This is a genomic window from Methylobacterium sp. 285MFTsu5.1 (genome assembly GCF_000383455.1).
Classification (GTDB): Bacteria; Pseudomonadota; Alphaproteobacteria; order Rhizobiales; family Beijerinckiaceae; genus Methylobacterium.
The window spans coordinates 270,498-294,540 of sequence record NZ_KB911272.1; the positions used below are offsets into that span (position 1 = coordinate 270,498).

Here is a 24,043-nt window from a genome sequence, read left to right on the forward strand (position 1 = left end):
AGGCACGGTCCAGGAACACAGCAATGCGCCGCCGCACCCGGACCCTGATCGGCACTCTCGCCATCCTGGTCTTCGTCTGCCTCTACGGGCCGCTGGCGATGACCCTGGCCGATAGCCGCATCTCGGAGACGCCGGCGGCGGTGCAGGCGGTGATCTACTCGATCCTCGGCATCGCGTGGATCTTCCCACTGATGCCGCTGATCCGGTGGATGGAGCGACCCGATCGCTGAGGCCAACCCTCGATTTCGCCGCACTCGGGGATCACAAGCCTGCCGTCGCCGCTCGAGACCCCCTCCGTGCACCGCCCGACTCTCTGCCTCAAGCCGCTGGCCGCTCTCGTCGTGCTGCTCGCGCCCCTGCCGGCCCTGGCGCAGGGGACACCGCGCTCCATCGGTGAATGCGAGCGTCTCAAGAACGACCTCGCCTACAACCAGTGTCTCGCGATGTTCGGACCGGCGGCCAAGAACGTCGCCGGGGGCTACGCCTCGGCCGATACGGCGGTCGCCATGGCGGCAACGCCCGCGGCGGCCATGGCCGAGCCGATCCCGCAGGTGGAGGAGACGGTCGAGGCCAGCACCAGCCGGCGTCGACGCTACCGGTCCGTGCGCGGCCGTCAATACGCCTCGTTCTCGACCGGCTATCGCCACCGGCGTCGGCGCTAGCGGCCACCGGCCCGCGTCACTGCACTAACGGCGATCCGGAGCTTCGAGCGCCTCGAGGACCCGCGTACCCGGAACCGAACCGTCGCCGGGCCAGACGTTCCAGTCGGCGACCTGATCGAGGGCCTCGGCAAGGCGGCGCTTGTAGACGTGGCGCGGCACCTCCTCGGCACCGAACTGCGACAGGTGGTCGGTGACGAATTGGGTATCGGCGAGCCGGTAGCGCCCGGCGCGCAGGCGGGCCATCAGGTGGACGAGGGCGACCTTCGAGGCGTCGCGGACCTCGTGGAACATGCTCTCGCCGAAGAAGGCCGCCCCCAGCGAGACGCCGTACAGGCCGCCGACGAGCCGGCCGTCCGCGCCCGCGTAGACCTCGACCGTGTGGACGTGGCCGATGTCGAACAGGGCGCCGTAGAGCTCGCGGATCCGCCCGTTGATCCAGGTGCGCTCGCTGTCCCGCCGGGGCGCAGCGCAGCCGTCGATCACCCCGTCGAAATCGGTGTCGCAGCGGACCACGAACTGGTCGGACCGCACCGTCCGGGCGAGGCGCCGGGGAACGCGGAACGTGTCGAGGGGCAGAACGCCGCGCGCCTTGGGTTCGACCCAGTAGAGCGTGGGATCGTCGGCATCCTCCGCCATCGGGAAGATGCCCGCCGCGTAGGCCTTCAGCAGGATCTCAGGGGTGATGTCCACGCGGGCGGTGTCGTGCATGCCGTGAATGTCGCGCGCGGACGGCGCGAAGACCAGATCCCGCGCGCGCCGCGCTCGCCGCAGCCCCGCCCAGGTCCGGTCAGGCTTTCATGCCGCCGTCTTCCAGGAAATGCTCCAGCCAGTGAATGTCGTAAAGGCCGTTTTGCACGTCCGGGTTGCGGACCAGCGTCCGGAACAGCGGCAGCGTCGTGTCGATCCCGTCGATGACGAACTCGTCCAGGGCGCGCCGCAGGCGCATCAGGCACTCGTTGCGGGTCCGGCCGTGGACGATCAGCTTGCCGATCAGCGAATCGTAGTTCGGCGGGATGCGATAGCCCTGGAACGCGGCCGAATCGACCCGGACGCCGAGGCCGCCGGGCGTGTGGTAGTGGGTGATCTCGCCGGGCGACGGCCGGAAGGTCTCCGGGTGCTCGGCGTTGATCCGGCACTCGATGGCGTGGCCCTCGACCTTGATGTCCGCCTGGCTCACCGACAGCGGGCCGCCCGAGGCGACCTGGATCTGCTCGATGACGAGGTCGATCCCGGTGATCATCTCGGTGACCGGATGCTCGACCTGGATGCGGGTGTTCATCTCGATGAAGTAGAAGCGTCCGTCCTCGTAGAGGAACTCGATGGTTCCGGCGCCGAGGTAGCCGAGCTCCTTCATGGCGTTGGCGCAGATGCCGCCGATCTCGGCGCGCATCGACTCGTTGAGGGCCGGCGAGCCGCCTTCCTCCCAGACCTTCTGGTGTCGGCGCTGGAGGGAGCAGTCGCGCTCGGCGAGGTGCACGGCGCCGCCGCGGCCGTCGCCGAGCACCTGCACCTCGATGTGCCGGGGCTTCTCCAGGTATTTCTCGAGATAGACCGCGTCGTCGCCGAAGGCGGCCTTGGCCTCGGACTTGGCCATGCCGATCGCCTGCTCGAGGTCGGCCTCGGAGCGCGCGACCTTCATGCCGCGGCCGCCGCCGCCAGCCGCCGCCTTGACGAGCACCGGGTAGCCGATCCCGGCAGCCACGCGCTTGGCCGTGTCGATGTCGTCGACGCCACCCTCGGAGCCCGGCACGCACGGGATGCCGAGCTTCAGCGCCGTGCGCTTGGCCTCGATCTTGTCGCCCATGGTGCGGATGTGCTGCGCCTTGGGTCCGATGAAGCCGATCTGGTGATGGGCCAGAACCTCGGCGAAGCGGGCATTCTCCGACAGGAAGCCGTAGCCGGGATGCACGGCATCGGCCCCGGTGATCTCGCAGGCCGCGATGATCGACGGGATGTTGAGGTAGCTGTCGCGGGCGGCCGGTGGCCCGATGCAGACGCTCTCGTCGGCGAGGCGCACGTGCATCGCGTCCGCGTCGGCGGTGGAGTGGACCGCCACGGTAGCGATCCCGAGCTCCTTCGCCGCCCGCAGGATGCGCAGGGCGATCTCGCCGCGGTTCGCGATCAGGATCTTGTCGAACATCGGACCCGTTAGGGCGTCCTGGCGATCCCGGACCGCGCAGGATGCTCTATCCTCTCGTGTTGCGGCGTCGTCCGGGACTGGGCGGCGGGCGCCCGGCGGACGTCCTAGGTGATGACGAGCAGGGCCTCGCCGAACTCGACCGGCTGACCGTCCTCGACGAAGATGGCGCTGATCGTGCCGGCGCGGGGCGCCACGATCTCGTTGAAGGTCTTCATCGCCTCGATCAGCAGCAGCTTGTCGCCGACCGCGACCGTCGAGCCGACATCCACGAAGGCCTTGGCGTCGGGCGAGGGGCGGAGATAGGCGGTCCCGACCATCGGCGAGGGCACGGTGCCGGGCTGCGCGCGGGCCGGCTCGGCCGGGGCGAGGGGAGACGACGCGGCGGGCGCGGAAACCGGAGGCGGGGCGACGGCCGCGAGCGGCGCGGGCGCCGCGACCTGCACGCTCACGGGCTCGAGCCGCCGCGCCACGCGGATGCGCAGGTCGCCCTTCTCGACCTCGATCTCGGACAGGCCGGTCTCGGTCACGAGGTTGGCGAGCTCGCGCACGAGCTCGGGATCGATGGCGTCGTTCTTTGGCATCCGGCCTACTTCGTCTCGCGGCACGTCGGTGCGTACATCCGGGCTCGGCCCTGGACCCCACCGCGGCCCTGCGGCTGGCGGCTCTTAGACGAAGGCGCCCCGGCGCGACAAGGCTGCGCGGACCGCCTTCGGGGTTCCTCGGCCCGATCCGTCAGCTCAGCAGGAGGCGTGGCCGCACTGGCGCACGTCGGCGATGGTCTTGCGCATCGGCTCGACGCCGACGGCGCCCGGGATCACCTCGTCGCCGATGATGAAAGCCGGCGTGCCCGACAGGCCCAGGCGGTCGCCGAGGCCGCGGTTCTCGCTGAGCGCGGCCTTCACCTCGGGGGAGGCCATGTCCTTCTGCAGCTTGGCCGTGTCGACGCCCATGTCCTTGGCGACCTGGATCGCGCGGGCGCCGTTCACCCGGCCCTTGGTCTCCAGAAGCTTCTGATGAAACTCGAACAGCTTGTCGCCCTTCAGCTGCTGGCGCACCGCGACGGCGACCTGGCTGGCCTCCAGCGATTCCGGGCCGAGGACCGGGAAGTCCTTGATGACCACCCGCAGCTTCGGGTCGGATTTGATCAGCGCCTGGATGTCGCCCAGGGCCTTGCGGCAGTAGCCGCAATTGTAATCGAAGAACTCGACCAGCGTGACGTCGCCCGACGGGTTGCCGGCAACGACGTCGTGGGGACCGTTGTGGAGAGCCTCGCGCGACTCCTTGAGGGCGGCGGCCTGGGCCAGGCGCTGCGTCTCGGCCTGCTGCTTCTCGGCCTCGGCGAGGGCCTCCTGGAGCACCTCGGGATGCTTGATCAGGTAGTCCTTGACGATCGCCTCGATGCCGGCGCGCTGCGCGTCGGTGAACGGCGCGGCGGGGGGCGTCGCGGTCTGCGCGAGGGCCGGGACGGCGACGAGGCCGAGCGCCAGGACCAGCGCGGGCAGGGGGCGGATGAAGGGCATAGATCCTCGCTTGCGCGGCGGGGCGGCCCGCGCGTGGCGCGAGCGGTAGGGGCTGGGTTAGGCGTTTTCGCGGCGTCCGGTCAATTCCCGCGGCGAGGGCGGCGTGCGCCGCCGGCTTGAGGCGGGAAGGGGGAGCGTCTAACCCCCGGAGGCTCCAGCGTCGTCCGGCTCAGAGCAGACCCCATGATCCCGATCTCCCGGCGCGCCGCCGCCGTCCAGCCGTTCCTCGCGATGGATGTCATGGCCGCCGCCGCCGCCAAGGCGCGGGCCGGCAGCGACGTGGTGCGGATGGAGGTCGGCCAGCCGTCGGCGCCGGCGCCCCGGGCGGTCATCGCGGCCGCGCAGGGGGCGCTCGCGACCGGCCGCGTGCCCTACACCGAGGCCCTGGGCCTGCCGTCCCTGCGCGCCCGCATCGCCCGGGACTACGCGGAGCGGCACGGCGTCGCGGTGAGCCCGGAGCACGTGGTGATCACCACCGGATCCTCGGCCGGCTTCATCCTCGCCTTCATGAGCCTGTTCGACTCCGGCGCCCGGGTCGCCGTCCCGCAGCCCGGCTATCCCGCCTATCGCAGCATCCTGGCCGCCCTCGACCTCGTGCCGGCGCCGATGGTGCTGCGCGCCGAGGACCGCTTCGCGCCGACCGCCGCCCTGCTGCGCGAGACCCACGCCCGCGCGCCAGTCTCCGGGGCACTGGTGATGAGCCCGGCGAACCCCTCCGGCACAGTCATTACGGAGGGCGCCCTGCAGGATCTCTGCGCGGCGGCGCGCGGCCTCGGCCTGCCGCTGATCTCCGACGAGATCTATCACGGCCTCAGCTACGGCGAGCCCACCGTCACGGCCCTGCGCTTCGACCCCGACGCGGTCGTGATCAACTCGTTCTCGAAGTACCACTGCATGACCGGCTGGCGCGTCGGCTGGATGGTCGTGCCGGAGGCGCTGGTCCGCCCGATCGAGCGGCTGGCCCAGAACCTCTACATCTCGGCGCCGTACCTGTCGCAGGTCGGCGCCCTGGCGGCCTTCGATGCGACGGACGAACTCGACGCCGTTCGCGACGGCTACGCACGCAACCGCGCGATCCTCCTGGACGCGCTGCCGGCCCTCGGCCTCGGCCGCGTCCACCCGGCCGACGGCGCCTTCTACCTCTACGCGGACGTCTCGAACCTCACCAACGACGCCTCGGACTTCTGCCGGCGCATGCTCGACGAGGCGCACGTCGCGGCGACGCCGGGCCTCGATTTCGATCCGGACGTGGGCAACCATCACGTCCGCTTCTCCTTCGCGGGCTCGGAGACCGAGTGCCGCGAGGCGGCGCGGCGCCTGAAGGCGTGGCTGCGCTGACAGGTCAGGCCACCGGCACGAGCGCGCCGACCGCCTCGACCAGCTCCGAGAAGTGCTCGATCACCCGGTCGGGCCCGAGCTCGGCGACCGGGCGGTCGGTGTAGCCGAAGGTGACCGCCACCACCGGGATCCCGGCGGCCTTGGCGGTGTCGATGTCGGTGCGGGAATCGCCCACCATCACGGCGCGGGCCGGATCGCCGTCGGCGCGGGCGATGGTGCCGGTCAGGTGGCGGGGGTCGGGCTTCGACTGCGGGAAGGTGTCCCGACCGCAGATCGCCGCGAAGCGGTGGCCGATGCCGAGGAGGCGCAGCAGCTCGACCGACTGCCCCTCGTACTTGTTGGTGCAGACCGCGAGCCGGAAACCCGCCGCCTCGAGGGCGTCGAGCGCCTCGACGACGCCCGGGAAGAGGTGGGACGTGTCGGCGAGGTGCGCCCCGTAATGGGCAATGAAGGCGTCGAACAGCCGGTCGTGGTCCTCCGGCGAGAGTGGCCGGCCCTCGGCCTCGAAACCCCGCCGGATCAGCGCCCGGGCGCCGGCGCCGATCAGCCCGCGCGCCTGCGAGAGGGGCAGCTCGGCCAATCCCTCGCGCTTCATCAGCACGTTGAGGGTGCCGATAAGGTCGCCCGCGGTCTCAGCGAGCGTCCCGTCCAGGTCGAAAACGGCGATCGGGGGCTTGCGCGTCGATTCGGTAGACATGCCTGGGCGGTTCCGTGCTCGGCGGGATCTCGAACGGCGTCGCTATCGGGGCCGGGCACCCGGGGCAAGCCGACCGGCGCAGCACGGCGGATGCGCGGATCGTCTCACCGGGCGCCCCAGACTCGCCCGAAAGCGCAGCGAAAGGCAGCGCGTACCAGCCCCGGGACCCGCGATGAAACTCTTCCTGCCCCTCCTGGCCGCCTGCGCCGCGCTGCAAGCCCTGCCGGCGGCGGCGACCTCCTTCGAGTTCGTGCCCGCCCCGCAGACCGACCTGAACCGGATGTACCGAGTCGACAAGGTGACCGGCGAGGTGACCTCTTGCCAGTACGGCCTCCAGGAATCGGCGGGCGGCATCGGCCAGACGGTCTGCTTCGGATCGGGAGAGGGCGCCGGGCCGCAGACCCCGTCCGAATACGGGCTGGTGGCGAGCCGGCATACCCGCGAGGCCGGCGTCTTCCGGGTGAACTACCGCACCGGCGAGATGAGCATCTGTTTCGTGCTGGTGAAGAAGGAGCAGGTCGTCTGCACCCAGCAGGGCAAGCCGGGCGCCGAGGGCGCGTCCGACGCGCCGCTGACCGGTCCGGCCCCGGGTCGCGCGGGCGCCAGCGCCACCCCGACACAGGGCGGCCGTCCGTGACGCGGCCGTGCGGGCGGGGCGTTCCGGTCGGCCCGGTCCCGTGCTAGGGGCCGCCCGACGCCCACGGAAAGACCGGCTGCCCATGACCCGCGCTCCCTCGCTCCCCCTCGCCGACCGGGCCGTGTCCCGGTGAGTGGGCCGGACCTGCGGCGGGCCGCGGCCGCCCGCGCCCTCGACCTCGTCGAACCGGGCATGCGGCTCGGCCTCGGCACGGGCTCCACGGCGGCGGCCTTCGTGGCGCTCCTCGGCGAGCGCGTCCGCGCCGGCCTCGACATCGTCGGCGTCCCGACCTCCGAGGCCACGCGCGCGCAGGCCGAGGGCCTGGGCATCCGCCTCGCGACCCTGGACGAGCAGCCCGAGCTCGACCTGACCATCGACGGCGCCGACGAGGTCGACGACCGGCTGCGCCTGATCAAGGGCGGCGGCGCGGCACTCCTGCGCGAGAAGATCGTCGCCTGCGCGAGCCATCGCATGGTGGTGATCGCCGACGCGGCCAAGCACGTGGCGCGGCTGGGCGCCTTCCCGCTCCCGATCGAGGTCAATCCCTTCGGCCTCAAGGCCACGCACCGGGCCGTCGAGGCCGCAATCGCCGGGACCGGCTGCTCCGGCGAGGTCCGGCTGCGCGCCCTGACGGATGGCAAGCCCCTGGTCACCGACGGAGGCCATTACATCCTCGACGCGCGCCTCGGAGCGATTCCTGATCCGGAGGCCCTCGGCGCCGCCCTCTGGGCCGTGCCGGGCGTCGTCGAGCACGGTCTGTTCCTCGGCATCGCCGACGCCGCGATCCTGGCGGCGGCGCGGGACGGGCAGGCCGAGGTCACCGTTCTCGGCAGCCTCACCTGAGGCGCCGCCCTCCATCGCCGGCCATCCTCGCAAGAAAGTCCAGCATGTCCCGTCGCCTCACCGCCGTGCCAGGCCTCGCGCTCAGCCTCGCGCTCGGCCTCGCGCTCCCGGCGCTCCCCCACGCGGCGGTCGCGCAGCCGCAGAAGGCCGCGCAGGCCAAGCCGGCGGCGCAGCCGGCCGCCGGCGCCCCCGCGGCCAACAGCCCGGCCGCGGCCACCTACACGCCGGCCCACCTCGCCCTGGCCCGCGAGGTGATGCTCAGCTCCGGCATCGCCCGGTCGTTCGACTCGGTGCTGCCGGCCTTCGCCGACCAGATCCGCAAGCAGGCGGTCACCCGTCCCGAGCTGTCCAAGGACCTCGAGGAGGTCCTGGCCTCCCTGCAGCCGGAGATGGAACTGCAGAAGCAGCGCATGATCGACATCGCGGCGCGCACCTACGCGTCGAAGTTCTCGGAAACCGAGTTGAAGGAGATCGCAACCTTCTTCCGCTCGCCCGCCGGCAAGCACTACGTCGAGGCGCAGCCGCAGCTCCTCGACGAGATGGTGCAGGAGATGCAGGACTGGACGCAGGACGTCTCCGAATACGTCATGGTCCGCGTCCGTGCCGAGATGGGCAAGCGCGGACACCAGATGCAGTGAGGGCAGCCGCTCCCGGGGGCGGATCGCCGTGAGAGGTCGTCCATGAGAGCGGCCGGCCGCATGTACGCGGCGGGCGGCGCGCTCCTCGCGGCCATGCCGCTCGCCATGGTGCTGGCCAACCGGTCGAGCCCGCTGGTCGTCGGGCTGGCGGCGCTCGCCTTCCTGGCCGGACGATGGGCGGAGGACGCGTCCGCCCTGCGCCGCGCGCTGCTGTCCCCGCTGCGGACGCCGCTCGCCGGGGCGGCGCTCGCCTTCCTGGCCTGGGCGCTGGTCTCGCTGGCCTGGAGCCCGTTCGAGGCGGCCTCCCTGCGGGTGCTGGGCGAATTCATCCCGACGCTGCTTGCCGCCTACCTGCTGGCCTGCCTCGCGCCCGGCCGGATCCCGGCCTTCGCGCCGCGGCTCGGCGCGATCGCGATCGCGCTGGCGGGACTCCTGATCGCGGTGGATCTCGCCTCGGATCTGGCCCTGGAGCGAGCCCTCGGGCGCCGGGTCGCGGCCTTCGTGCACAACCGGCCGGCCCTGACCCTCGACCTCGTGGCCGGCCCGCTGGCCCTCGTCCTCTGGAAGGACCGCGCCCGCGGCCTCGCCGCCGCGACGCTCGCCTTCGCGAGCCTCGGCGTGGTCCGCTCGATCAGCGGCGCCGCCCAGCTCGGTCTCCTGGCGGGCGCCGCGATGGCGACCCTCGCGCTTTCGCTGCCCAGGCGGGTCGGCATAGGCCTCGCCGGACTCGGTCTCGGCCTCGCGCTGGTCCTCGCCCCGGTCGAGGGTGACCTCCTCGCCCGCGCCATGCCGGAGGCCGCCCACGAGCGCCTCGTCCAGTCCTCGTCCCGGGCCCGAGTCGCGATCGCGCGCAGCTTCGGGGCCGCGGTGGCGGCCGATCCCTGGCGCGGCGCGGGCGTCGGCACCAGCGCGCGCTTCGCCGAGACAGCCGTCGCGCAGACGGTGCCGCCGGAGATGCGCGTTCTCCTCGGGGTCGGGCACCCGCACAACAGCTTCCTGCAGGTCTGGGCCGAACTCGGCCTGCCCGGCGCGATCCTCGCTGCGCTGACCGCGATGCTGATGCTCGCCCGGATCGCGCGGCTGCCGCGGCCGGACCGCGCGGCGGCGCTCGGCCTCGTGGCCTGCGCGGCTTCGATCGCCTTCGTCGAGCACAACGGCTGGGCCGCGTGGTGGACGGCGGGGCTCGGCGCTGCCATCACCTGGATGCGCGCGGCCCCTCGGGGCGGCGCGATCGTGAGATCCGAGCGGGACGGTCCGGCATGAGCGCGTTCGACGTCGACCTCTTCGTCATCGGCGGCGGGTCCGGTGGTGTCCGCGCGGCGCGGATCGCGGCCGGGTACGGCGCGCGGGTGATGCTGGCCGAGGAGTACCGGGTCGGCGGAACCTGCGTGATCCGCGGCTGCGTCCCGAAGAAGCTGATGGTCTATGCCGGCCGCTTCGCCGACGAGTTCGAGGACGCCGCGGGCTTCGGGTGGACGGTGGATAAGCCCCGCTTCGACTGGGGCACGCTCAAGACGCGGCGCGACGCGGAGGTGACCCGGCTCGAAGGCATCTACGACACCAACCTGATCCGCGCCGGCGTCGAGATCGTACCCGAGCGGGCGGTGATCGAGGATCCCCACACGATCCGCCTCGTCGCGTCCGGCCGCACCATCCGGGCCGAGCGGATCCTGGTGGCGGTCGGCGCGCACCCCGTGAAGGAGCCGGCGGTGCCGGGCATCGACTTAGCGATCACCTCCAACGAGGTGTTCGAGCTGGAGCGCCTGCCGGACCGGATCCTGGTGATCGGCGGCGGCTACATCGCGGTGGAGTTCGCCGGCGTCTTCGCGGCGCTCGGCAGCCGCACGACGCTGCTGCACCGGGGCGACAGGTTGCTGCGCGGGTTCGACGACGAGATCCGCGACGCTCTGGCCGAAGCCTACGCCCAGCGCATGGACCTGCGGCTCGGGCGCACGCTGCGGCGCATCGAGCGCCGGGACGGCGACCTCTGCGCGCAGCTCGACGACGGCGACGAGATCCTGGTGGACGAGGTGCTCGTCGCCACGGGGCGGCGGCCGAACGTCGAGGGCCTCGGCCTCGACCGGGTCGGCATAGAGACCGACGCCGCCGGCGCGATCCCGGTCGACGCCTACTCGCAGACCAAGGTGCCGTCGATCTACGCGGTGGGCGACGTGACCAACCGCGCCAACCTGACGCCGGTGGCGATCCGCGAGGGTCACGCCTTCGCCGACACGGTCTACGGCGGCAAGCCGGCCTGCGTCGACCATCGCCTGATCCCGACCGCGGTGTTCTCGACCCCCGAGATCGGCGTCGTCGGCCACAACGAGGCGGCCGCCCGGGCGATCTACGGCAAGATCGACGTCTACAAGGCGCGCTTCCGCCCGATGAAGGCGACCCTGTCCGGCCGCGAGGAGCGGATCTTCATCAAGGTGCTGGTCGACTGCGCCAGCGACCGCGTGGTCGGCGTCCACATCTTCGGCCACGATGCCGGGGAGGTGATCCAGGCGGTGGGCATCGCCGTGACCATGGGCGCCACGAAGGCCGATTTCGACCGGACCATCGCGGTCCACCCGACAGCCGCCGAGGAGCTGGTGACCATGCGGGTCCCGGAGGTCACCAAGCACCCGGTCGGCGTCGGCTGAGACCTGCGCCGCGGCCGGGGCTCGACGCGGTGCGCGACCGAGCCATATCAGGGTCATGGGCAAGCAGGGCACCGGCAAGGGACGACGCGAGGACGACGCGCACGCGCGGCGGCAGGCGATCATCGACGGCCTGCTGGAGGACGCCCTGCGGCCGGCCTTCCACCGGCCGCCGAGCCACGAGGCCCTTTCCCCGGACATCCGGCATGCGATCGACCGCCTCCTCGCCAAAGCTGAGGCGCAGCGCAGCCGCAACCTGACCTACGACGACCTGGAGGAGGCGCTGCCGCCCCGGGACGTCTCGGCCGAGGATCTGGAGGCGATCTTCTGGATTCTGGCCGAGCACGGGATCGAGGTCGAGGACGGCGAGGCCTGACCCGAGACCTGAATCCGGGACGCGCCTGCCCCCCGGTTCACGGCACTCGCCAGTGTAGAGGAACCTCTCTATAAGCCGCGCTTCGCGCGTAGGCGCGATCGCACGAAGAGGTGCGCGGAGAGAGACCATGGGCGAGCGTTGGACACCGAAGAGCTGGAGACATCTGCCGATCGAGCAGGTCCCCACCTATCCGGACGCCGCCAGCCTCGGTGCCGTCGAGTCGCAGATCGCGAGCTTTCCGCCGCTGGTCTTTGCCGGTGAGGCCCGCAAGCTGAAGGCCGCGCTCGGGCGCGTCGCCGCGGGCCAGGCCTTCCTGCTCCAGGGCGGCGACTGCGCCGAGAGCTTCGACGAGCACTCTGCCGACAACATCCGCGACTTCTTCCGGGTGTTCCTGCAGATGGCGATGGTGCTGACCTTCGCGGGCGGTTCGCCCGTGGTGAAGGTCGGGCGCATCGCCGGGCAGTTCGCCAAGCCGCGCTCGTCGCCGACCGAGACCCTCGAGGGCGTGAGCCTGCCGAGCTACCGGGGCGACATCATCAACGGCATCGGCTTCACCGAGGAGTCGCGGGTGCCGGATCCGCGCCGCCAGCTCGAGGCGTACCGGCAATCGGCCGCGACGCTGAATCTGCTGCGCGCCTTCGCAACCGGCGGTTACGCGAACCTCGAGAATGCGCATCGCTGGATGCTGGGCTTCGTGAAGGATTCGCCGCAATCCTCGCGTTACCAGGACGTCGCCGGCCGCATGACCGACGCGCTCGACTTCATGCGGGCGATCGGCATCAATCCGGAGACCCATCCGGAGGTGCGGACCACCGACTTCTACACCAGTCACGAGGCCCTGCTGCTCGGCTACGAGGAGGCGCTGACCCGCGTCGATTCGACGACCGGCGACTGGTACGCGACCTCCGGCCACATGCTGTGGATCGGCGACCGGACCCGGCAGCCGGACCACGCCCACGTCGAGTACGCCCGCGGCATCAAGAACCCGATCGGCCTCAAGTGCGGCCCGTCCATGAAGGCGGAGGGCCTGATCCGGCTCATCGACCTTCTTAACCCGGAGAACGAGCCGGGGCGCCTCAGCCTGATCTGCCGCTTCGGCGCCGACAAGGTCGGCGACCACCTGCCGGCGCTGATCCGGGCGGTCGAGCGGGAAGGGCGCTCGGTCGTGTGGATCTGCGATCCGATGCACGGCAACACGATCCCGGCCGGCCGCTACAAGACCCGGCCGTTCGAGCGGGTGATGCAGGAGATCGAGGGCTTCTTCGGCGTCCACCGCGCCGAGGGCACCTTCGCGGGCGGCATCCACCTGGAGATGACCGGCAAGGACGTGACCGAGTGCACGGGCGGCGCCCGGGCCCTGACGGCAGACGACCTGCAGGACCGCTACCACACCTACTGCGACCCGCGTCTCAACGCGGAGCAGGCGCTGGAGGTGGCGTTCCGCACGGCCGAGCTGGTCAAGGCCGAGCGCAGCCACATCGAGCGCCCGCGCCTCGACGCGGCCGAGTAGGGCGGATCTCCGACCGGTCATCCGATCAGCCCACGACGCGCGCTGTCCCCTCGCGGGGGCGGCGCGCACCGCCGGACGCCACGATGGTCAGGCGATCGCCCGGAGCGTGCCGTTCCAGCGGCGGATGACCGAGGCGACCTCCGAGACGGGGACGGCGCGGCTGAACAGGTAGCCCTGGACCTCGTCGCAGCCCTCGGCGCGCAGTTGCGCGAGTTGCGCCTCCGTCTCGACGCCCTCGGCGGTCGTCGTCATGCCGAGGCTGGCACCGAGGCCGATCACCGCCCGAACGATGAAATCGGTCCCGTCCTTCACGCACAGGTCGCGCACGAAGGACTGGTCGATCTTGATCTTGTCGAACGGGAAGGAGCGCAGGTAGCTGAGCGACGAGTAGCCGGTGCCGAAATCGTCCATCGCCACGCGCACGCCCAGCGCGCGCAGGCTATGCAGGATCGCCGTCGTCGCACCGGGATTGGCCACCAGGACCGTCTCGGTGATCTCCAGCTCCAGGCGCCGGCCCGGCAACCCGCTGCGCCGCAGCGCCTCGCGCACGGCGGTCACGAGGCTCGCCGAGGTGAACTGCACGGCCGAGACGTTGACGGCGACCTTGAGCTCGTCCGGCCAGCGGGCGGCCTCCTCGCAGGCGCGACGCAGCACCCACTCGCCGAGCGGCACGATCAGCCCGAGCTCCTCGGCGACCGGGATGAACTCGGCCGGCGAGACGAAGCCGCGGACCGGGTGGTTCCAGCGCAGCAGCGCCTCGAAGCCGCAGATCCGGTCCGTCTCGAGACTGTAGATCGGCTGGTAGTAGACCTCGAACGCCTCGCGGGCGAGCGCGTCGCGCAGGTCGCGCTCCATGATCCGCCGGGCCCTGAGGCGGGCATCCATGGCCGGCTCGAAGAAGCGGAACGCGCCGCGCGCCTCGGCCTTGCCCCGGTCGAGGGCGACCTCGGCGTTCTTCAGGAGCTTGTCGGCGTTCGACCCGTCGCTCGGGGCGAGGGTGATGCCGATGGTGAGCCCGACGCTGATCGTGTGGTGGGCGAGGCTGTAGGGCGCGCTGACCACCTCGATGATGCGGCGGGCGAGGATGGCGGCGTCCTCGGGCCGGTCGACGCCGCGCTGGACCACGATGAACTCGTCGGCTCCTAGGCGCGCGACGCAGTCGATCTCGCGCACGCAGGCGGTGAGCCGATTCGCGACCGCGACGAGCAGCTCGTCGCCGATCCCGTGGCCCAGGGTCTCGTTGACCGGCCGGAAGTCGTCGAGGTCGATGGCGAAGACCGCGAAGCCCTGGTCGCGCCCGGCCTGCGCCACGGCCACGTCGATCTGCTGCCCCACAGCCACCCGGTTGGGCAGGCCGGTCAGCAGGTCGTGATGCGCCAGGAAGGCGATGCGAGCCTCGGCCCGGCGGCGCTCCGTGACGTCCTCGTAGGTGGCCACGAAGCCGCCATCGGCGGCCTCGCGCCGGTCGATGGCGACGATGCGGCCGTTGCTCAGCTCCTGGAAATGCGTCTGCCAAACGCCGTTGCTGAAGGCGTCCCGCTGCTGGCGCAGCAGCGCTTCGAGATCGCAGCCGGGATGGTTGCCGGCCGCGAGACTGGCGCTCAGGACCTCGAGGGCCGTCATGCCGGGTACGACCGTGCCGGGCGGCAGGCCGTAGATCTCGCCGTAGCGCCGGTTGACCACCATCAACCGATGCTGCGCGTCGTACAGGCAGAGCCCCTGGGACATGGTGTCGAGGGCCGCATCGAGGCGCAGGTTGGTCCGGGTCAGGAAATGCGCCTGCTCCTTGAGCAGGCTGATATCGCTGCACACCGCGATGAAGCCGCCCTGCCGGGTCGCGGTGCGGCTCACCCGCAGCCAGCGGCCGTCGGCCAACCGGACGTCGCCGTCCCGGGCCAGGGCTCCGAAGCGATCCTCCGGGACATCCGAGCGGTAGTCCTGCGGCTCGTGCGCAACCTTCGTCAGCGACAGACCGGCCTCGATGGCAGCGTCGAGCCCGTCGAAGAAGCGCAGGGCCTGCGCGTTGGCCAGGGTGATCCGGCCGTCGGCATCGACCACGACGACGCCTTCCCGTGCTGTCTGCAGCGCGTCCGTCACCTGCGTCTCGGTGCCCCGGCGCTGGCTGCCCTCGCGGAGCGTGAGAGCCCGGATGGTCGACCGCATCGCCGCGACGGCGTTCAGCAGCCGGCTCAACCGGTCGCGGCCGCCGGTGGGGATCCGATCGTCGCGCTGGCCGCCCGCGATCCGTTCGGCCGCCTCGGCCGCCGCGCCGACCGATCCGCCGATGTGGCGGGTGAGCAGCCAGGCGATCAGCCCGCAGGCGATGATCACGAGGGCCGCCGCGATGGCGTGCCACCGGACGACGCCCCGCACGCGCTGCCGCGCAGCCTGTCGGAAGGTGAAGCCGTCGCCGGCCATGACGTTGATCAGGAGATCGATCTGGCCTTCGATTGCGTCGGCCTGCCGTTCGAGAGACGCCTTCTGATCCGGCCGCACCGTCACGGGATCGAAAGCGCGGCGCAGGCTCTCCCAGGACGCCACGCTGGTCTGGACGGCCTCGGCCGTCCGCGCCGCCCGCTCGGACTGGGCCCGCTCGGCCGCGATGGTGAGATCCTCGGCCAGGATCGCCGAGAGGTCGGTGATGTCCGCATCCCGCTTCGCCACCTCGGCAGCGTCGCCGGTCTGCATCCGCCGGACGAGGGCAGCGCGCATCTTCGCGAAGTCGGCCGCCACCGCGCGGGCGAAGCTGATCGAGGTCAGGGATTCGTCGTAGGTCCGTGTGACGAGCGTGCCGACCTGCGTGATCGCCACACCAGCCGAGAGCGCGAGCGCGCCGAGGAGAAGACCGACACAGAGGAAGGCGACGCTGACCGCGGCGCGGATCGATGTGATACGGCCCGTCCGCGTGGCGGCCGCGCGGGTGTGCCCGGCTCGGTCCGCGCACGCCGTCGGTGTCTCGGGATCTCGCATCGCACAGGTCGCTGGGTCACACGTCCGGCCAGCGATAAATGTCACTTGTTAAGAGGCAATTAGCTGGCTTGTCTCAGATCACGGATCAGCTGTGCGCGACCGTCACGGAGCAATCGGCGGATCGTGCACAGTCGACCGCACGATCGGTGAAATCTTCGGCACCGCGCTTGTGCCGGCGAGCGGATCCCGTCGATTGAACGCAACCTTTCATTACGAGTGGCGCGCATTTGAGCAACGGAGCCGACCGGCGCGATGCTCATGTCGCCAGCTCGGCACCGATATACCGACCGGTTTCCGACAGCTCAGAGGCCGTATCCGCGCGCCGGCCCGCCGTCGCGACGCGGTCCGCGGCCGGCGCGCCCGAATGATTCCCGCGGTCGAGTGTTTCCCGCGTTCACCGCTGCGCCGAGCGGAGCGGCCCGGGCGGAGGCGGTGACTTCAGGGGCTCGACCGACTGGCCGTCCCGCAGATCCGGGGCGGGGCTGTAGATGATCCGGCTGTCGGCGGGCAGCCCCGAGTCGAGCTCCAGCGTGCGCCCGAGATCGCGCCGGACGCGGATCGTCCGCCACGTCACCCGGTCGTCGTCGCTGAGGGTGGCGACCCTGAGGTCGTTGCCGTCGAACACCGTCGCCTCGGCGGGGATCGACACGCCGGGCTCGGCCCGGGGGATCTTGAGGGTGACGTAGGCGTACAGCCCGGCCCGCAGCGCCCGGTCGGCGTTGGGGACGTCCACCTGGGTGGTCAGCGTGCGCGACGCCGCGTTCAGCGCGACGGAGCTGCGCTCCACGTAGCCTTCGAAGCGCCGCCCCGGCATCTGCGGCACAGTGATCTCGGCCCGCACCCCGGGTTTGACGCCGACGGCATCCTTCTGCGGCACGTTGACGGTGATGCGCAGCAGGCTGTCCTGATCCATGGTCAGCAGCGGCGTGCCCCCGTTGTCGGCGCGGACGAGGTCGCCGACATCGACGTTGCGCACGGTCACGACCCCGTCGAACGGCGCCACGACACGCTCGAAGGCGGTGAGCGCCTTCAGGCGGTCGACCACGGCCTCCTGCGCCTTGATGTTGGCGGTGGCGACCTTCACGCCGGCCTCGGCGGCGGCGAGCGCGGCAGCTTGGCTCAGCACGCCCGCCTTGGTGTTGTCGGCGTTCTGCCGCGAGGCCCAGCCCTGCACGGCCAGGGTGCTGGTGCGGTTGTTGGTGAGGTTGGCGAGGTTCACATTCGCGCGGGCCTGCTCGACCTGCGCCTGCGCCTGGAGCAGCTGCGCCTTCAGCTGGCCGACCTGCGCCTCGGCCTGCGAGAGCTGCTGGTCGAGATCCGGTGCGGCGATGCGCAGAAGGAGGCCGCCCGCCTTGACCCGGGATCCGATATCAACCCGGCGCTCCGCGATGTAGCCAGTGGCGCGCGCGGCGATCGCCGCCGTGGTGAAGGCCTGGATCTCGCCGGGAAGCACGAGATCGAGGGGGCCCTCGGCCCGCTCGGCGGCCACGGTGCGCACCTGCGGCACGAGGGTCTTGATCCGCTCCAGCGTCGCGGTCGCCTCCACGTCGCGCTGCCAGTGACCGTAGGCACCCCAGGCGAGCAGGCCGAGTCCGGCGAGGCCGACCAGCAGGAACGGGGCCTTGCCGGGCGGCGGAGGGACGTCCGAGCCCGCGTCGTGCGCCTTCATCGATCGGCTCTCCGCCCCGGACATCCGGCCAAGTCACGGTGAGGGTAGCGCCCGGCGGGCCGGCCGGCCAGCGTGTGCATTGGCCGCATCGGCGCGTCGGCCTAACGCGCTGGCCCGGCCACCAGCGGGCGCCGGCTGAGGCGCTTGTGCAGGTGGACCATCAGGGCGATACCGAAGAGGGGCGTCAGCAGGTTGAGGACCGGGACGATCATCAGGCCGGCCAGGAGGCACCCGGCGCCGAGCGTCCGGACCGAGAAGGCGCGGCGCATCTCGGCGGCCTCGGGAAGGGGGCGGAACCGGGCCGCCGCCATCTCGAAGTACTCGCGGGACAGCAGGTAGGCGTTGGCGGCGAAGAAAGCCGCGATCCCGATGACGGGAACGAAGAAGATCACTAGGGCCGCGAGGTTCACCAGCAGCGTCACACCGGCGAAGCGCAGGGCGTAGAGCATGGCGGTCCCGAACGGCATGGCGCGTCCGGGCGGCTCGTTCGGGAAATCGGTACGCTCGACGATCTCGGCCGCGTCGTCGAGGAAGAAGCCCGCCACCAGGATCGAGACCGCCGGCATCAGGTAGGCGAGGGCCACGACCAGACCGAAACCCGCGAGGTAGTAGGCGAGGCTGTCGAGGATCGGGTACTGGGCGGAAATGTGGTGGCTCGCCTGGAAGGCCTGGATCAGCCGGGTCAGGCCGAGCCAGATCAGGAGCAGGAGCCCGACCGTCAGGCCGAGGGACTTCCACAGGATCGCGCGCAGCGGCGGCGAGAAGGTCTGGCGCAAAGCCGCCGCGGCGGACTCGACGAGCATCGGGCGAGAATTCCGGCCTGCGCCGGAAGCGGCGCTGGCGCGTTGTGGAGCGGTGCGGCGACCGGTGCAAGATCGGGCTCCGTCGCAGGGGCGGCAGGGTGCGGGGAGCACGCGTGCAGGACACGACAGGACAGGTCTCGGCGCCGCGGGCGCCCGATCACCGGTGGAGCGACCCGGTCGTCCGGCCCACCTACAGGCCGCGCCTCGCGCCTCTACCCGAGAAGCCCGAGGTGCTGGTGATCGGCGCGGGCGCCGCCGGCATCGGCGCGGCCCGCAACCTCGCGGCCCGGGGCGTGTCCGTCGCGGTGCTGGAGGCGCGGGAGCGCGTCGGCGGCCGCGCCCTGACGGTGACCCTGCGCGGCCACGCCCTCGATCTCGGGGCTCACTGGCTCCATGCCGGGCCGATCAACCCCCTGGTGGCGCTCGGCCGGGCGCGCGGCGAGCGGCTCCGCCGGGCCGCGCAGGAGAGCCATGTCTGGGTCGGGGGCCGGCCGGGCCGCGCCGACGACGTCCGGGCCAACGCGCGCGCCTTCGACCGCGCGGACCGCGCCATGACCCGTGGCGCCGCGCAGCCCGGCCCCGACCGGCCGGCCGCCAGCGCGCTGCCGCCCGGGCTCGGTGCCTGGGGCGACCGGGTCGCGCAGGTCCACGGCCTCGTCTCGGGCCGACCGCTGGAGGCGGTCTCGCTCCACGACTTCCCCAGCATGGAGTACGGCGACAACTACTTCCTGGCCGACGGCTACGGCAGCTACGTCGCCCGACTGGCGGACGGCCTGCCGGTGGCGCTCGCGTCGCCGGTGACCCGGATCGACTGGTCGGATGGCCGCGTCCGCGCGACAGGCGCGGACGGGACGGTCTACGCCGCCCGCGCGGTGATCGTGACGGTTCCGATGATGGTGCTCCGGGACGGGCCGGCCTTCACGCCGCCGCTGCCGAACGCGGTGCGCGCCGCCATCGACGGCTTCACCACCGGCATCTACGAGCACGCGGTGCTGCACTGGCCATCGAGCCCGTTCCGCGGCCGCGACCGGCTGGCGGCGATCCACGGCGGGCGGCGCGCCCCGCCGGGCCTCCTCACCCGCATCGACGACACGCCCTTCCACTACTACGAGCTCGACCTGCACGAGGCGGCGGCGATCGACGCCGCGGGATCCGGCGCGGACGGCGTGCGCCGCCATGTCCGCGCGGTCCTGGGCGAGCATTTCGGCCGGGCGCGGCTGCGCGACCTGACGATCCCCGCGGTGAGCGCGTGGCGCCACGACCGGTGGTCGCGCGGCTCGTGGGCCGTGGTCCCGCCGGGCCACGCGCCGGCGCGACAGGCCCTCCGCGCCGCCGTCGCCGACACCGTCTGGTTCGCCGGCGAGGCGCTGTCCCGGGAGCAGTGGGGCACGGTCGGGGGCGCCTACGCGGAGGGCGTCCGGGCCGCCGAGGCCGTGTCCGCCGTCGTACAGACGGGCGCCGGCGAGCGTATCCGGGCGGGCACAGGCTGAAGCGCGCGCGGCGCGGAACCTGCCGGAACGCTTGCCGCAGCCGGACAAGACAGGCATCCCCCGGCCGAAACGCGACAGGGGGCGGCGATGGATTGGGTCGAGGGCATCGGCTATCTCGGGACGGCGCTGACCATCACGGCGACGGCCATGAGCACGATGATCCCGCTGCGGATCATCTCGCTCTGCGCGAGCTGCGCCGTGATCACCTACGGCATCATGATCGGCAGCATGCCGGTGGTGCTGACCGAATTGATCCAGATGCCGTTCAATGCCTACCGGCTCTGGCAGATGCTGCGCCTCGTTCGAGACGTGGAGACGGCCGCCGAGAACGACCTGTCCCTGGAATGGCTCCGACCCTTCGGCTCCCGACGCCCGTTCGGCATCGGCGAGGTGGTGTTCCGCAAGGGGGATCTCGCCGCCGAGATGTACTACATCGAGAGCGGCGTGTTCCGGATCCCGGAGGTCGACCTCGAGGTGCGCCAGGGCGGGATCGTCGGCGAGCTCGGGCTGCTGTCGCCCGGCAACGCCCGCACCGCCTCGCTGGTCTGCGTCGAGGCGGGACACGCGCTGTGCGTGTCCTACTCGGACGTGAAGCAGCTCTACTACCAGAACCCCGAATTCGGGTTCTACTTCCTCAAGCTGACCAGTGAGCGGCTCTTCCAGGGTGTGCAGGGCATGTCCAAGCCCCAGGCGGTGGCCGGCGACGCCCTGTGAGGCGCCGCCGTCCGCTGCTCAGTGTCTGCCGCTCAGAGCATGCTCGGCAGGATGCGGTCCGGCGGCCGGTGTCCGTCCATGAAGGTCTTGATGTTGATGATGACCTTCTCGCCCATGTCGGTGCGGCTCTCGTAGGTCGCCGAGCCCATGTGGGGCAGGAGGACGACCTTGCCCTGGCGGGCGAGCTTGACGAGGCGCGGGCTGACGGCGGGCTCCTGCTCGAACACGTCGAGGCCGGCCGCCGAGACCTCCCCGCCCTCGATCAGGCGCGCCAGGGCGTTCTCGTCGATCACCTCGCCGCGGGCCGTGTTGACCACGATCGCCTCGGGCTTGAGCAGCTTGAGGCGTCGGGCCGAGAGCAGATGATACGTGGCGGGCGTGTGCGGGCAGTTCACCGACACGATGTCGACGCGCGCCAGCATCTGGTCGAGGGATTCCCAGTAGGTCGCGTCCAGCGCGCTCTCGATGGCGGCCGGCACCCGGCGGCGGTTGTGGTAGTGCACCTGCAGTCCGAAGGCGCGGGCGCGCTTGGCCAGCGCCTGGCCGATCCGGCCCATGCCGACGATGCCGAGGCGCTTGCCGGTGATGCGCCGGCCGAGCATCCAGGTCGGCGACCAGCCGGTGGTCCACTCGTCGTCCGGGATGATCCGCGCGCCCTCGGTGACCCGGCGGGCCACCGCGAGGATCAACGCCATGGTCATGTCGGCGGTGTCCTCGGTCAGCACGCCGGGCGTGTTGGTGACCGTGATGCCGCGCTCCAGCGCCGCCGCCACGTCGATATGGTCGACGCCGTTGCCGAAATTGGCGATCAGGCGGAGGTTCGGGCCGGCCTGGGCGATCAGCCCGGCATCGATCTCGTCGGTCACGGTGGGGACGAGCACGTCGGCCTCGCGCAGGGCCGACGCCATGGCGTCCGGCGCCATCGGCGCGTCCTCGGAATTGAGCCGGACGTCGAACAGCTCGCGCATCCGCGTCTCGACGGCATCCGGCAGGCGCCGCGTCACGACCACCAGCGGCTTGCGCTTCGACACGTCTCTCTCCCCGTCAGCCCAGCGGCCTTGATAGCGGCTCGCGCCCGGTGGCTCCCGCCCGGACCGCGTCCCGCAAGCGTCCGTTAACCGAACTCGGCCAGACAGGATCGGTCACGGGGCGCCGGTTCCGGAGCCCGTTCCGACCCATCGGCCTCTCTACCAGAGGTGGGCCGGAACACAATCGGATGCGGGCTGGTCCGCGTGTCGAACCGGCCCCGCTTTCGACATGTCCGGCGCCCAGCAACGCCACGTCTGGATAGGGAGACGACCATGCGCGTGTCATGCCTCAGCCTCGCCGTCGCGGCGGTGCTGGCCGGCGGCCTCGCGACCGGTGCCCGCGCGGCGCCGCCGACCGGCCCCGAGGCCGGGGTCGGGCCGGTGACCAAGCTGCCGCTGCCGCGCTACGCGAGCCTGAAGACCGATCGCGTCAACCTCCGCGAAGGCCCCTCGAAGGATCACAGGACGCTCTGGGTGTTCCAGCGGGCCGGCCTGCCGGTCGAGATCGTGGGCGAGTTCGAAACCTGGCGCAGGATCCGCGATTCGGAGGGCACCGAGGGCTGGGTGCTGCACTCGCTGCTGTCCGGGCGCCGCACCGCCATCGTGAATGCCGGCCCCGACAAGGGTGTCGAGAAGGCGGCCGTGTCGCTGCGGGCCAAGGCCGACGACGGCGCCGACGACGAGGCCAAGCTCCAGACCGGCGTGATCGGCAGCGTCAAGAGCTGCACCGGCACGTGGTGCCGCATGATCGTCGCGCTTCCCAACAAGCGGGACGTCGACGGCTACATTCGCCAGAATCGCCTGTGGGGCGTCTACCCGAACGAGGTCGTGGAATAGCGGTCCGGGCGCCCCGACGGCGCCCGTCCGTCATTCCGGGCGGCGGCGGCGCGCCAGCTCCCGGCACGCCGGCAGCCCGAAAAAGCGAAGGCCCGGACGATGCCGGGCCTCGCGTCGCTCGCGTACTGCGTTGGACGCGGGCCTCAGCCCTGACGGCGGCCCGCCGGACGGCTGCGGCGCAGGCGCACGATCACCTCGACCCCGGCGATCTCCATGCCCTCGGGCGCCTCCGGCAGCGAATCGACCGTGATGCCGCAATCCGGCATGTCGATCACCTGGCTCTCGTCCTCCAGGTAGAAATGGTGGTGCTCGGTCGGGTTCGTGTCGAAATAGGCCTTCGACCCGTCGAGCGCGAGCTGGCGCAGGAGCCCGGCCTCGGTGAACTGGTGCAGCGTGTTGTAGACGGTCGCCAGCGAGACCGGCACCTTGGCGCGCATCGCCTCGTCGTACAGCATCTCCGCCGTCAGGTGGCGGTCGCCGCGGCCGAAGAGCAGCCAGCCCAGGGACAGGCGCTGCCGCGTCGGGCGCAGGCCGGCCCGACGCAGACGGTCGCGCAGGTCGGACAGCGGACAGCCGCGGCGCGGAGTCCCGTTGGCCTCCAACTGGGGGGCGGGGACCCGGCCGTTGAAGACGGCCTGGAATGGCACCGGTTCGGACATCGCTGGACTGAACGCTCGACGAGGGGCCTGAAGGAACGGATGTCTCCTCAGTATATTGAAGTGGTCGGACAGTCGCAACCCGAGCGTTGCCGCATACCCGCGGCTGCAGGCTTTGAAGGCGCGGCGCCCCGTGCTAACCCGCGCGCCAGCCGATGGGCCGAGTATAGTCGCCCGCGACGCGAAGATCGCGCACATCCGAGGAAACAGCCAACGCAATGCCGCCAGACGCCGAGACACAAGCGCAGGGTGCGAACCGCCGGTCGCACTATTCCTACGAGGATCTTCTGGCCTGCGGGCGCGGCGAACTCTTCGGATCCGGCAACGCGCAGTTGCCGCTGCCGCCGATGCTGATGTTCGACCGGATCACGTCCATCGGGACCGAGGGCGGCGCCCACGGCAAGGGGCACGTGACGGCCGAGCTCGATATCCGGCCGGACCTCTGGTTCTTCCCCTGCCATTTCCAGGGCGACCCGGTGATGCCGGGCTGCCTCGGCCTCGACGCCCTGTGGCAGATGCTGGGCTTCCATCTCGGCTGGCTCGGCTCGCCGGGTCGCGGCCGCGCCCTGGGCGTGGGCGAGGTGAAGCTCGCGGGCCAGGTGCTGCCGACGATCAAGAAGGTCGTCTACAATGTCGACGTGAAGCGGGTCCGTCAGGGCAAGCTCGTGCTCGGCATCGGCGACGGCTGGCTCGAGGCCGACGGCGAGCGCGTCTATCAGGTCCAGGACATGCGGGTCGGCCTGTTCCAGAGCTGAGCCGCAGCCGCCGCGCGTCCAGTTCGCGGCTTGGCCGCAACGCCGGACGGTCTCGGCGGTTGTGATTGTGTCCGCGTCACCTTAGCTGACCGTGACGCGGCCCGGGCGACCGGGACCGCGA

At 71.7% G+C, this 24,043-nt stretch carries 24 protein-coding genes; 14 read left to right on the forward strand and 10 right to left on the reverse strand.

The window, feature by feature from the left end:
- Positions 1-23: 23 nt before the first annotated feature.
- Both H288_RS0108125 and H288_RS0108130 read left to right on the forward strand, forming a co-directional pair.
- Positions 24-230 (forward strand): DUF2842 domain-containing protein, encoded by a 207-nt coding sequence (locus tag H288_RS0108125; protein WP_012319661.1) that lies wholly within the window; start codon positions 24-26, stop codon positions 228-230.
- Between the two features lie 66 nt (positions 231-296).
- On the forward strand, positions 297-662 hold the full coding sequence (locus H288_RS0108130; protein WP_020092097.1) for a hypothetical protein: 366 nt from the start codon (positions 297-299) through the stop codon (positions 660-662).
- Positions 663-686: 24 nt separating this feature from the next.
- Here H288_RS0108130 and aat read toward each other — a convergent pair whose 3' ends face one another.
- The 4 genes from aat to H288_RS0108150 form a co-directional block, all read right to left on the reverse strand.
- On the reverse strand, positions 687-1,370 hold the full coding sequence (gene aat, locus H288_RS0108135) for a leucyl/phenylalanyl-tRNA--protein transferase (protein WP_020092098.1): 684 nt from the start codon (positions 1,368-1,370) through the stop codon (positions 687-689).
- 79 nt (positions 1,371-1,449) lie between these two features.
- The gene (accC, locus tag H288_RS0108140; protein WP_020092099.1) at positions 1,450-2,802 is read right to left on the reverse strand and encodes an acetyl-CoA carboxylase biotin carboxylase subunit; all 1,353 of its coding nucleotides are present in this window, start codon (positions 2,800-2,802) and stop codon (positions 1,450-1,452) included.
- A gap of 104 nt (positions 2,803-2,906) precedes the next feature.
- The gene (gene accB / locus H288_RS0108145; protein ID WP_020092100.1) at positions 2,907-3,383 is read right to left on the reverse strand and encodes an acetyl-CoA carboxylase biotin carboxyl carrier protein; all 477 of its coding nucleotides are present in this window, start codon (positions 3,381-3,383) and stop codon (positions 2,907-2,909) included.
- 156 nt (positions 3,384-3,539) lie between these two features.
- Positions 3,540-4,322 carry a DsbA family protein gene (locus H288_RS0108150; RefSeq protein WP_020092101.1) on the reverse strand — a complete coding sequence of 261 codons (783 nt, stop codon included), beginning with the start codon at positions 4,320-4,322 and terminating at the stop codon, positions 3,540-3,542.
- 183 nt (positions 4,323-4,505) lie between these two features.
- Here H288_RS0108150 and H288_RS0108155 point away from each other — a divergent pair, with 183 nt between their 5' ends.
- Positions 4,506-5,660 carry an aminotransferase class I/II-fold pyridoxal phosphate-dependent enzyme gene (locus H288_RS0108155; protein WP_020092102.1) on the forward strand — a complete coding sequence of 385 codons (1,155 nt, stop codon included), beginning with the start codon at positions 4,506-4,508 and terminating at the stop codon, positions 5,658-5,660.
- A gap of 4 nt (positions 5,661-5,664) precedes the next feature.
- Here H288_RS0108155 and gph read toward each other — a convergent pair whose 3' ends face one another.
- On the reverse strand, positions 5,665-6,357 hold the full coding sequence (gene gph, locus H288_RS0108160) for a phosphoglycolate phosphatase (RefSeq protein WP_020092103.1): 693 nt from the start codon (positions 6,355-6,357) through the stop codon (positions 5,665-5,667).
- 172 nt (positions 6,358-6,529) lie between these two features.
- Here gph and H288_RS0108165 point away from each other — a divergent pair, with 172 nt between their 5' ends.
- From H288_RS0108165 to H288_RS0108195, 7 genes are all read left to right on the forward strand, one after another.
- Positions 6,530-6,994 (forward strand): hypothetical protein, encoded by a 465-nt coding sequence (locus tag H288_RS0108165; protein WP_020092104.1) that lies wholly within the window; start codon positions 6,530-6,532, stop codon positions 6,992-6,994.
- A 129-nt stretch (positions 6,995-7,123) separates the two neighbouring features.
- On the forward strand, positions 7,124-7,837 hold the full coding sequence (rpiA, locus tag H288_RS0108170) for a ribose-5-phosphate isomerase RpiA (RefSeq protein WP_020092105.1): 714 nt from the start codon (positions 7,124-7,126) through the stop codon (positions 7,835-7,837).
- A 44-nt stretch (positions 7,838-7,881) separates the two neighbouring features.
- Positions 7,882-8,475, forward strand: coding sequence for a DUF2059 domain-containing protein (locus H288_RS0108175; protein WP_020092106.1), 594 nt, complete (start codon positions 7,882-7,884; stop codon positions 8,473-8,475).
- Between the two features lie 42 nt (positions 8,476-8,517).
- The gene (locus H288_RS0108180) at positions 8,518-9,738 is read left to right on the forward strand and encodes an O-antigen ligase family protein (RefSeq protein ID WP_026604770.1); all 1,221 of its coding nucleotides are present in this window, start codon (positions 8,518-8,520) and stop codon (positions 9,736-9,738) included.
- On the forward strand, positions 9,735-11,117 hold the full coding sequence (gene gor, locus H288_RS0108185) for a glutathione-disulfide reductase (RefSeq protein ID WP_020092108.1): 1,383 nt from the start codon (positions 9,735-9,737) through the stop codon (positions 11,115-11,117). The genes H288_RS0108180 and gor overlap by 4 nt, the downstream gene beginning before the upstream one ends.
- A gap of 55 nt (positions 11,118-11,172) precedes the next feature.
- Positions 11,173-11,490 (forward strand): RNA polymerase sigma factor region1.1 domain-containing protein, encoded by a 318-nt coding sequence (locus H288_RS0108190; RefSeq protein ID WP_020092109.1) that lies wholly within the window; start codon positions 11,173-11,175, stop codon positions 11,488-11,490.
- A gap of 127 nt (positions 11,491-11,617) precedes the next feature.
- Positions 11,618-13,000 (forward strand): 3-deoxy-7-phosphoheptulonate synthase class II, encoded by a 1,383-nt coding sequence (locus H288_RS0108195; protein ID WP_020092110.1) that lies wholly within the window; start codon positions 11,618-11,620, stop codon positions 12,998-13,000.
- 87 nt (positions 13,001-13,087) lie between these two features.
- On the opposite strand, the gene H288_RS0108200 is transcribed toward H288_RS0108195, so the two are convergent.
- From H288_RS0108200 to H288_RS0108210, 3 genes are all read right to left on the reverse strand, one after another.
- Complete coding sequence (locus H288_RS0108200; protein ID WP_020092111.1) at positions 13,088-15,970, reverse strand: EAL domain-containing protein; 2,883 nt, start codon at positions 15,968-15,970, stop codon at positions 13,088-13,090.
- 394 nt (positions 15,971-16,364) lie between these two features.
- A complete protein-coding gene (locus H288_RS0108205; protein ID WP_020092112.1) occupies positions 16,365-17,639 on the reverse strand; it encodes an efflux RND transporter periplasmic adaptor subunit in 1,275 nt (424 codons plus the stop codon).
- 101 nt (positions 17,640-17,740) lie between these two features.
- Entirely contained in the window at positions 17,741-18,442 is a 702-nt protein-coding gene (locus tag H288_RS0108210) for a sulfate transporter family protein (protein WP_020092113.1), read from the reverse strand.
- 113 nt (positions 18,443-18,555) lie between these two features.
- Between H288_RS0108210 and H288_RS0108215 the strand changes: the two genes are divergently transcribed.
- Both H288_RS0108215 and H288_RS0108220 read left to right on the forward strand, forming a co-directional pair.
- Positions 18,556-19,932, forward strand: a complete 1,377-nt coding sequence (locus H288_RS0108215; RefSeq protein WP_026604771.1) for an NAD(P)/FAD-dependent oxidoreductase — start codon at positions 18,556-18,558, stop codon at positions 19,930-19,932.
- Between the two features lie 87 nt (positions 19,933-20,019).
- On the forward strand, positions 20,020-20,646 hold the full coding sequence (locus H288_RS0108220; RefSeq protein ID WP_020092115.1) for a cyclic nucleotide-binding domain-containing protein: 627 nt from the start codon (positions 20,020-20,022) through the stop codon (positions 20,644-20,646).
- 32 nt (positions 20,647-20,678) lie between these two features.
- On the opposite strand, the gene H288_RS0108225 is transcribed toward H288_RS0108220, so the two are convergent.
- Positions 20,679-21,677 (reverse strand): D-glycerate dehydrogenase, encoded by a 999-nt coding sequence (locus H288_RS0108225; protein ID WP_020092116.1) that lies wholly within the window; start codon positions 21,675-21,677, stop codon positions 20,679-20,681.
- Positions 21,678-21,947: 270 nt separating this feature from the next.
- Here H288_RS0108225 and H288_RS0108230 point away from each other — a divergent pair, with 270 nt between their 5' ends.
- Positions 21,948-22,511 carry an SH3 domain-containing protein gene (locus H288_RS0108230; RefSeq protein ID WP_020092117.1) on the forward strand — a complete coding sequence of 188 codons (564 nt, stop codon included), beginning with the start codon at positions 21,948-21,950 and terminating at the stop codon, positions 22,509-22,511.
- 143 nt (positions 22,512-22,654) lie between these two features.
- Here the strand turns inward: H288_RS0108230 and irr are convergent, their stop codons facing one another.
- Positions 22,655-23,170 carry a Fur family transcriptional regulator Irr gene (gene irr, locus H288_RS0108235; RefSeq protein ID WP_012319639.1) on the reverse strand — a complete coding sequence of 172 codons (516 nt, stop codon included), beginning with the start codon at positions 23,168-23,170 and terminating at the stop codon, positions 22,655-22,657.
- Between the two features lie 215 nt (positions 23,171-23,385).
- Here irr and fabA point away from each other — a divergent pair, with 215 nt between their 5' ends.
- Complete coding sequence (gene fabA / locus H288_RS0108240) at positions 23,386-23,922, forward strand: 3-hydroxyacyl-[acyl-carrier-protein] dehydratase FabA (RefSeq protein ID WP_020092118.1); 537 nt, start codon at positions 23,386-23,388, stop codon at positions 23,920-23,922.
- The last annotated feature ends 121 nt before the right edge of the window (positions 23,923-24,043 follow it).

Bases quoted from the DNA above. Each gene is read 5' to 3' on its own strand.
- accC (WP_020092099.1), bottom strand. From the start codon at position 2,802: ATGTTCGACAAGATCCTGATCGCGAACCGCGGCGAGATCGCCCTGCGC.
- irr (WP_012319639.1), bottom strand. From the start codon at position 23,170: ATGTCCGAACCGGTGCCATTCCAGGCCGTCTTCAACGGCCGGGTCCCC.
- H288_RS0108175 (WP_020092106.1), top strand. From the start codon at position 7,882: ATGTCCCGTCGCCTCACCGCCGTGCCAGGCCTCGCGCTCAGCCTCGCG.
- H288_RS0108200 (WP_020092111.1), bottom strand. From the start codon at position 15,970: ATGCGAGATCCCGAGACACCGACGGCGTGCGCGGACCGAGCCGGGCAC.
- gph (WP_020092103.1), bottom strand. From the start codon at position 6,357: ATGTCTACCGAATCGACGCGCAAGCCCCCGATCGCCGTTTTCGACCTG.
- H288_RS0108205 (WP_020092112.1), bottom strand. From the start codon at position 17,639: ATGAAGGCGCACGACGCGGGCTCGGACGTCCCTCCGCCGCCCGGCAAG.
- H288_RS0108165 (WP_020092104.1), top strand. From the start codon at position 6,530: ATGAAACTCTTCCTGCCCCTCCTGGCCGCCTGCGCCGCGCTGCAAGCC.
- H288_RS0108125 (WP_012319661.1), top strand. From the start codon at position 24: ATGCGCCGCCGCACCCGGACCCTGATCGGCACTCTCGCCATCCTGGTC.
- H288_RS0108230 (WP_020092117.1), top strand. From the start codon at position 21,948: ATGCGCGTGTCATGCCTCAGCCTCGCCGTCGCGGCGGTGCTGGCCGGC.
- H288_RS0108190 (WP_020092109.1), top strand. From the start codon at position 11,173: ATGGGCAAGCAGGGCACCGGCAAGGGACGACGCGAGGACGACGCGCAC.
- H288_RS0108220 (WP_020092115.1), top strand. From the start codon at position 20,020: ATGGATTGGGTCGAGGGCATCGGCTATCTCGGGACGGCGCTGACCATC.
- H288_RS0108210 (WP_020092113.1), bottom strand. From the start codon at position 18,442: ATGCTCGTCGAGTCCGCCGCGGCGGCTTTGCGCCAGACCTTCTCGCCG.
- H288_RS0108150 (WP_020092101.1), bottom strand. From the start codon at position 4,322: ATGCCCTTCATCCGCCCCCTGCCCGCGCTGGTCCTGGCGCTCGGCCTC.
- H288_RS0108180 (WP_026604770.1), top strand. From the start codon at position 8,518: ATGAGAGCGGCCGGCCGCATGTACGCGGCGGGCGGCGCGCTCCTCGCG.
- accB (WP_020092100.1), bottom strand. From the start codon at position 3,383: ATGCCAAAGAACGACGCCATCGATCCCGAGCTCGTGCGCGAGCTCGCC.
- fabA (WP_020092118.1), top strand. From the start codon at position 23,386: ATGCCGCCAGACGCCGAGACACAAGCGCAGGGTGCGAACCGCCGGTCG.
- H288_RS0108155 (WP_020092102.1), top strand. From the start codon at position 4,506: ATGATCCCGATCTCCCGGCGCGCCGCCGCCGTCCAGCCGTTCCTCGCG.
- aat (WP_020092098.1), bottom strand. From the start codon at position 1,370: ATGCACGACACCGCCCGCGTGGACATCACCCCTGAGATCCTGCTGAAG.
- gor (WP_020092108.1), top strand. From the start codon at position 9,735: ATGAGCGCGTTCGACGTCGACCTCTTCGTCATCGGCGGCGGGTCCGGT.
- H288_RS0108195 (WP_020092110.1), top strand. From the start codon at position 11,618: ATGGGCGAGCGTTGGACACCGAAGAGCTGGAGACATCTGCCGATCGAG.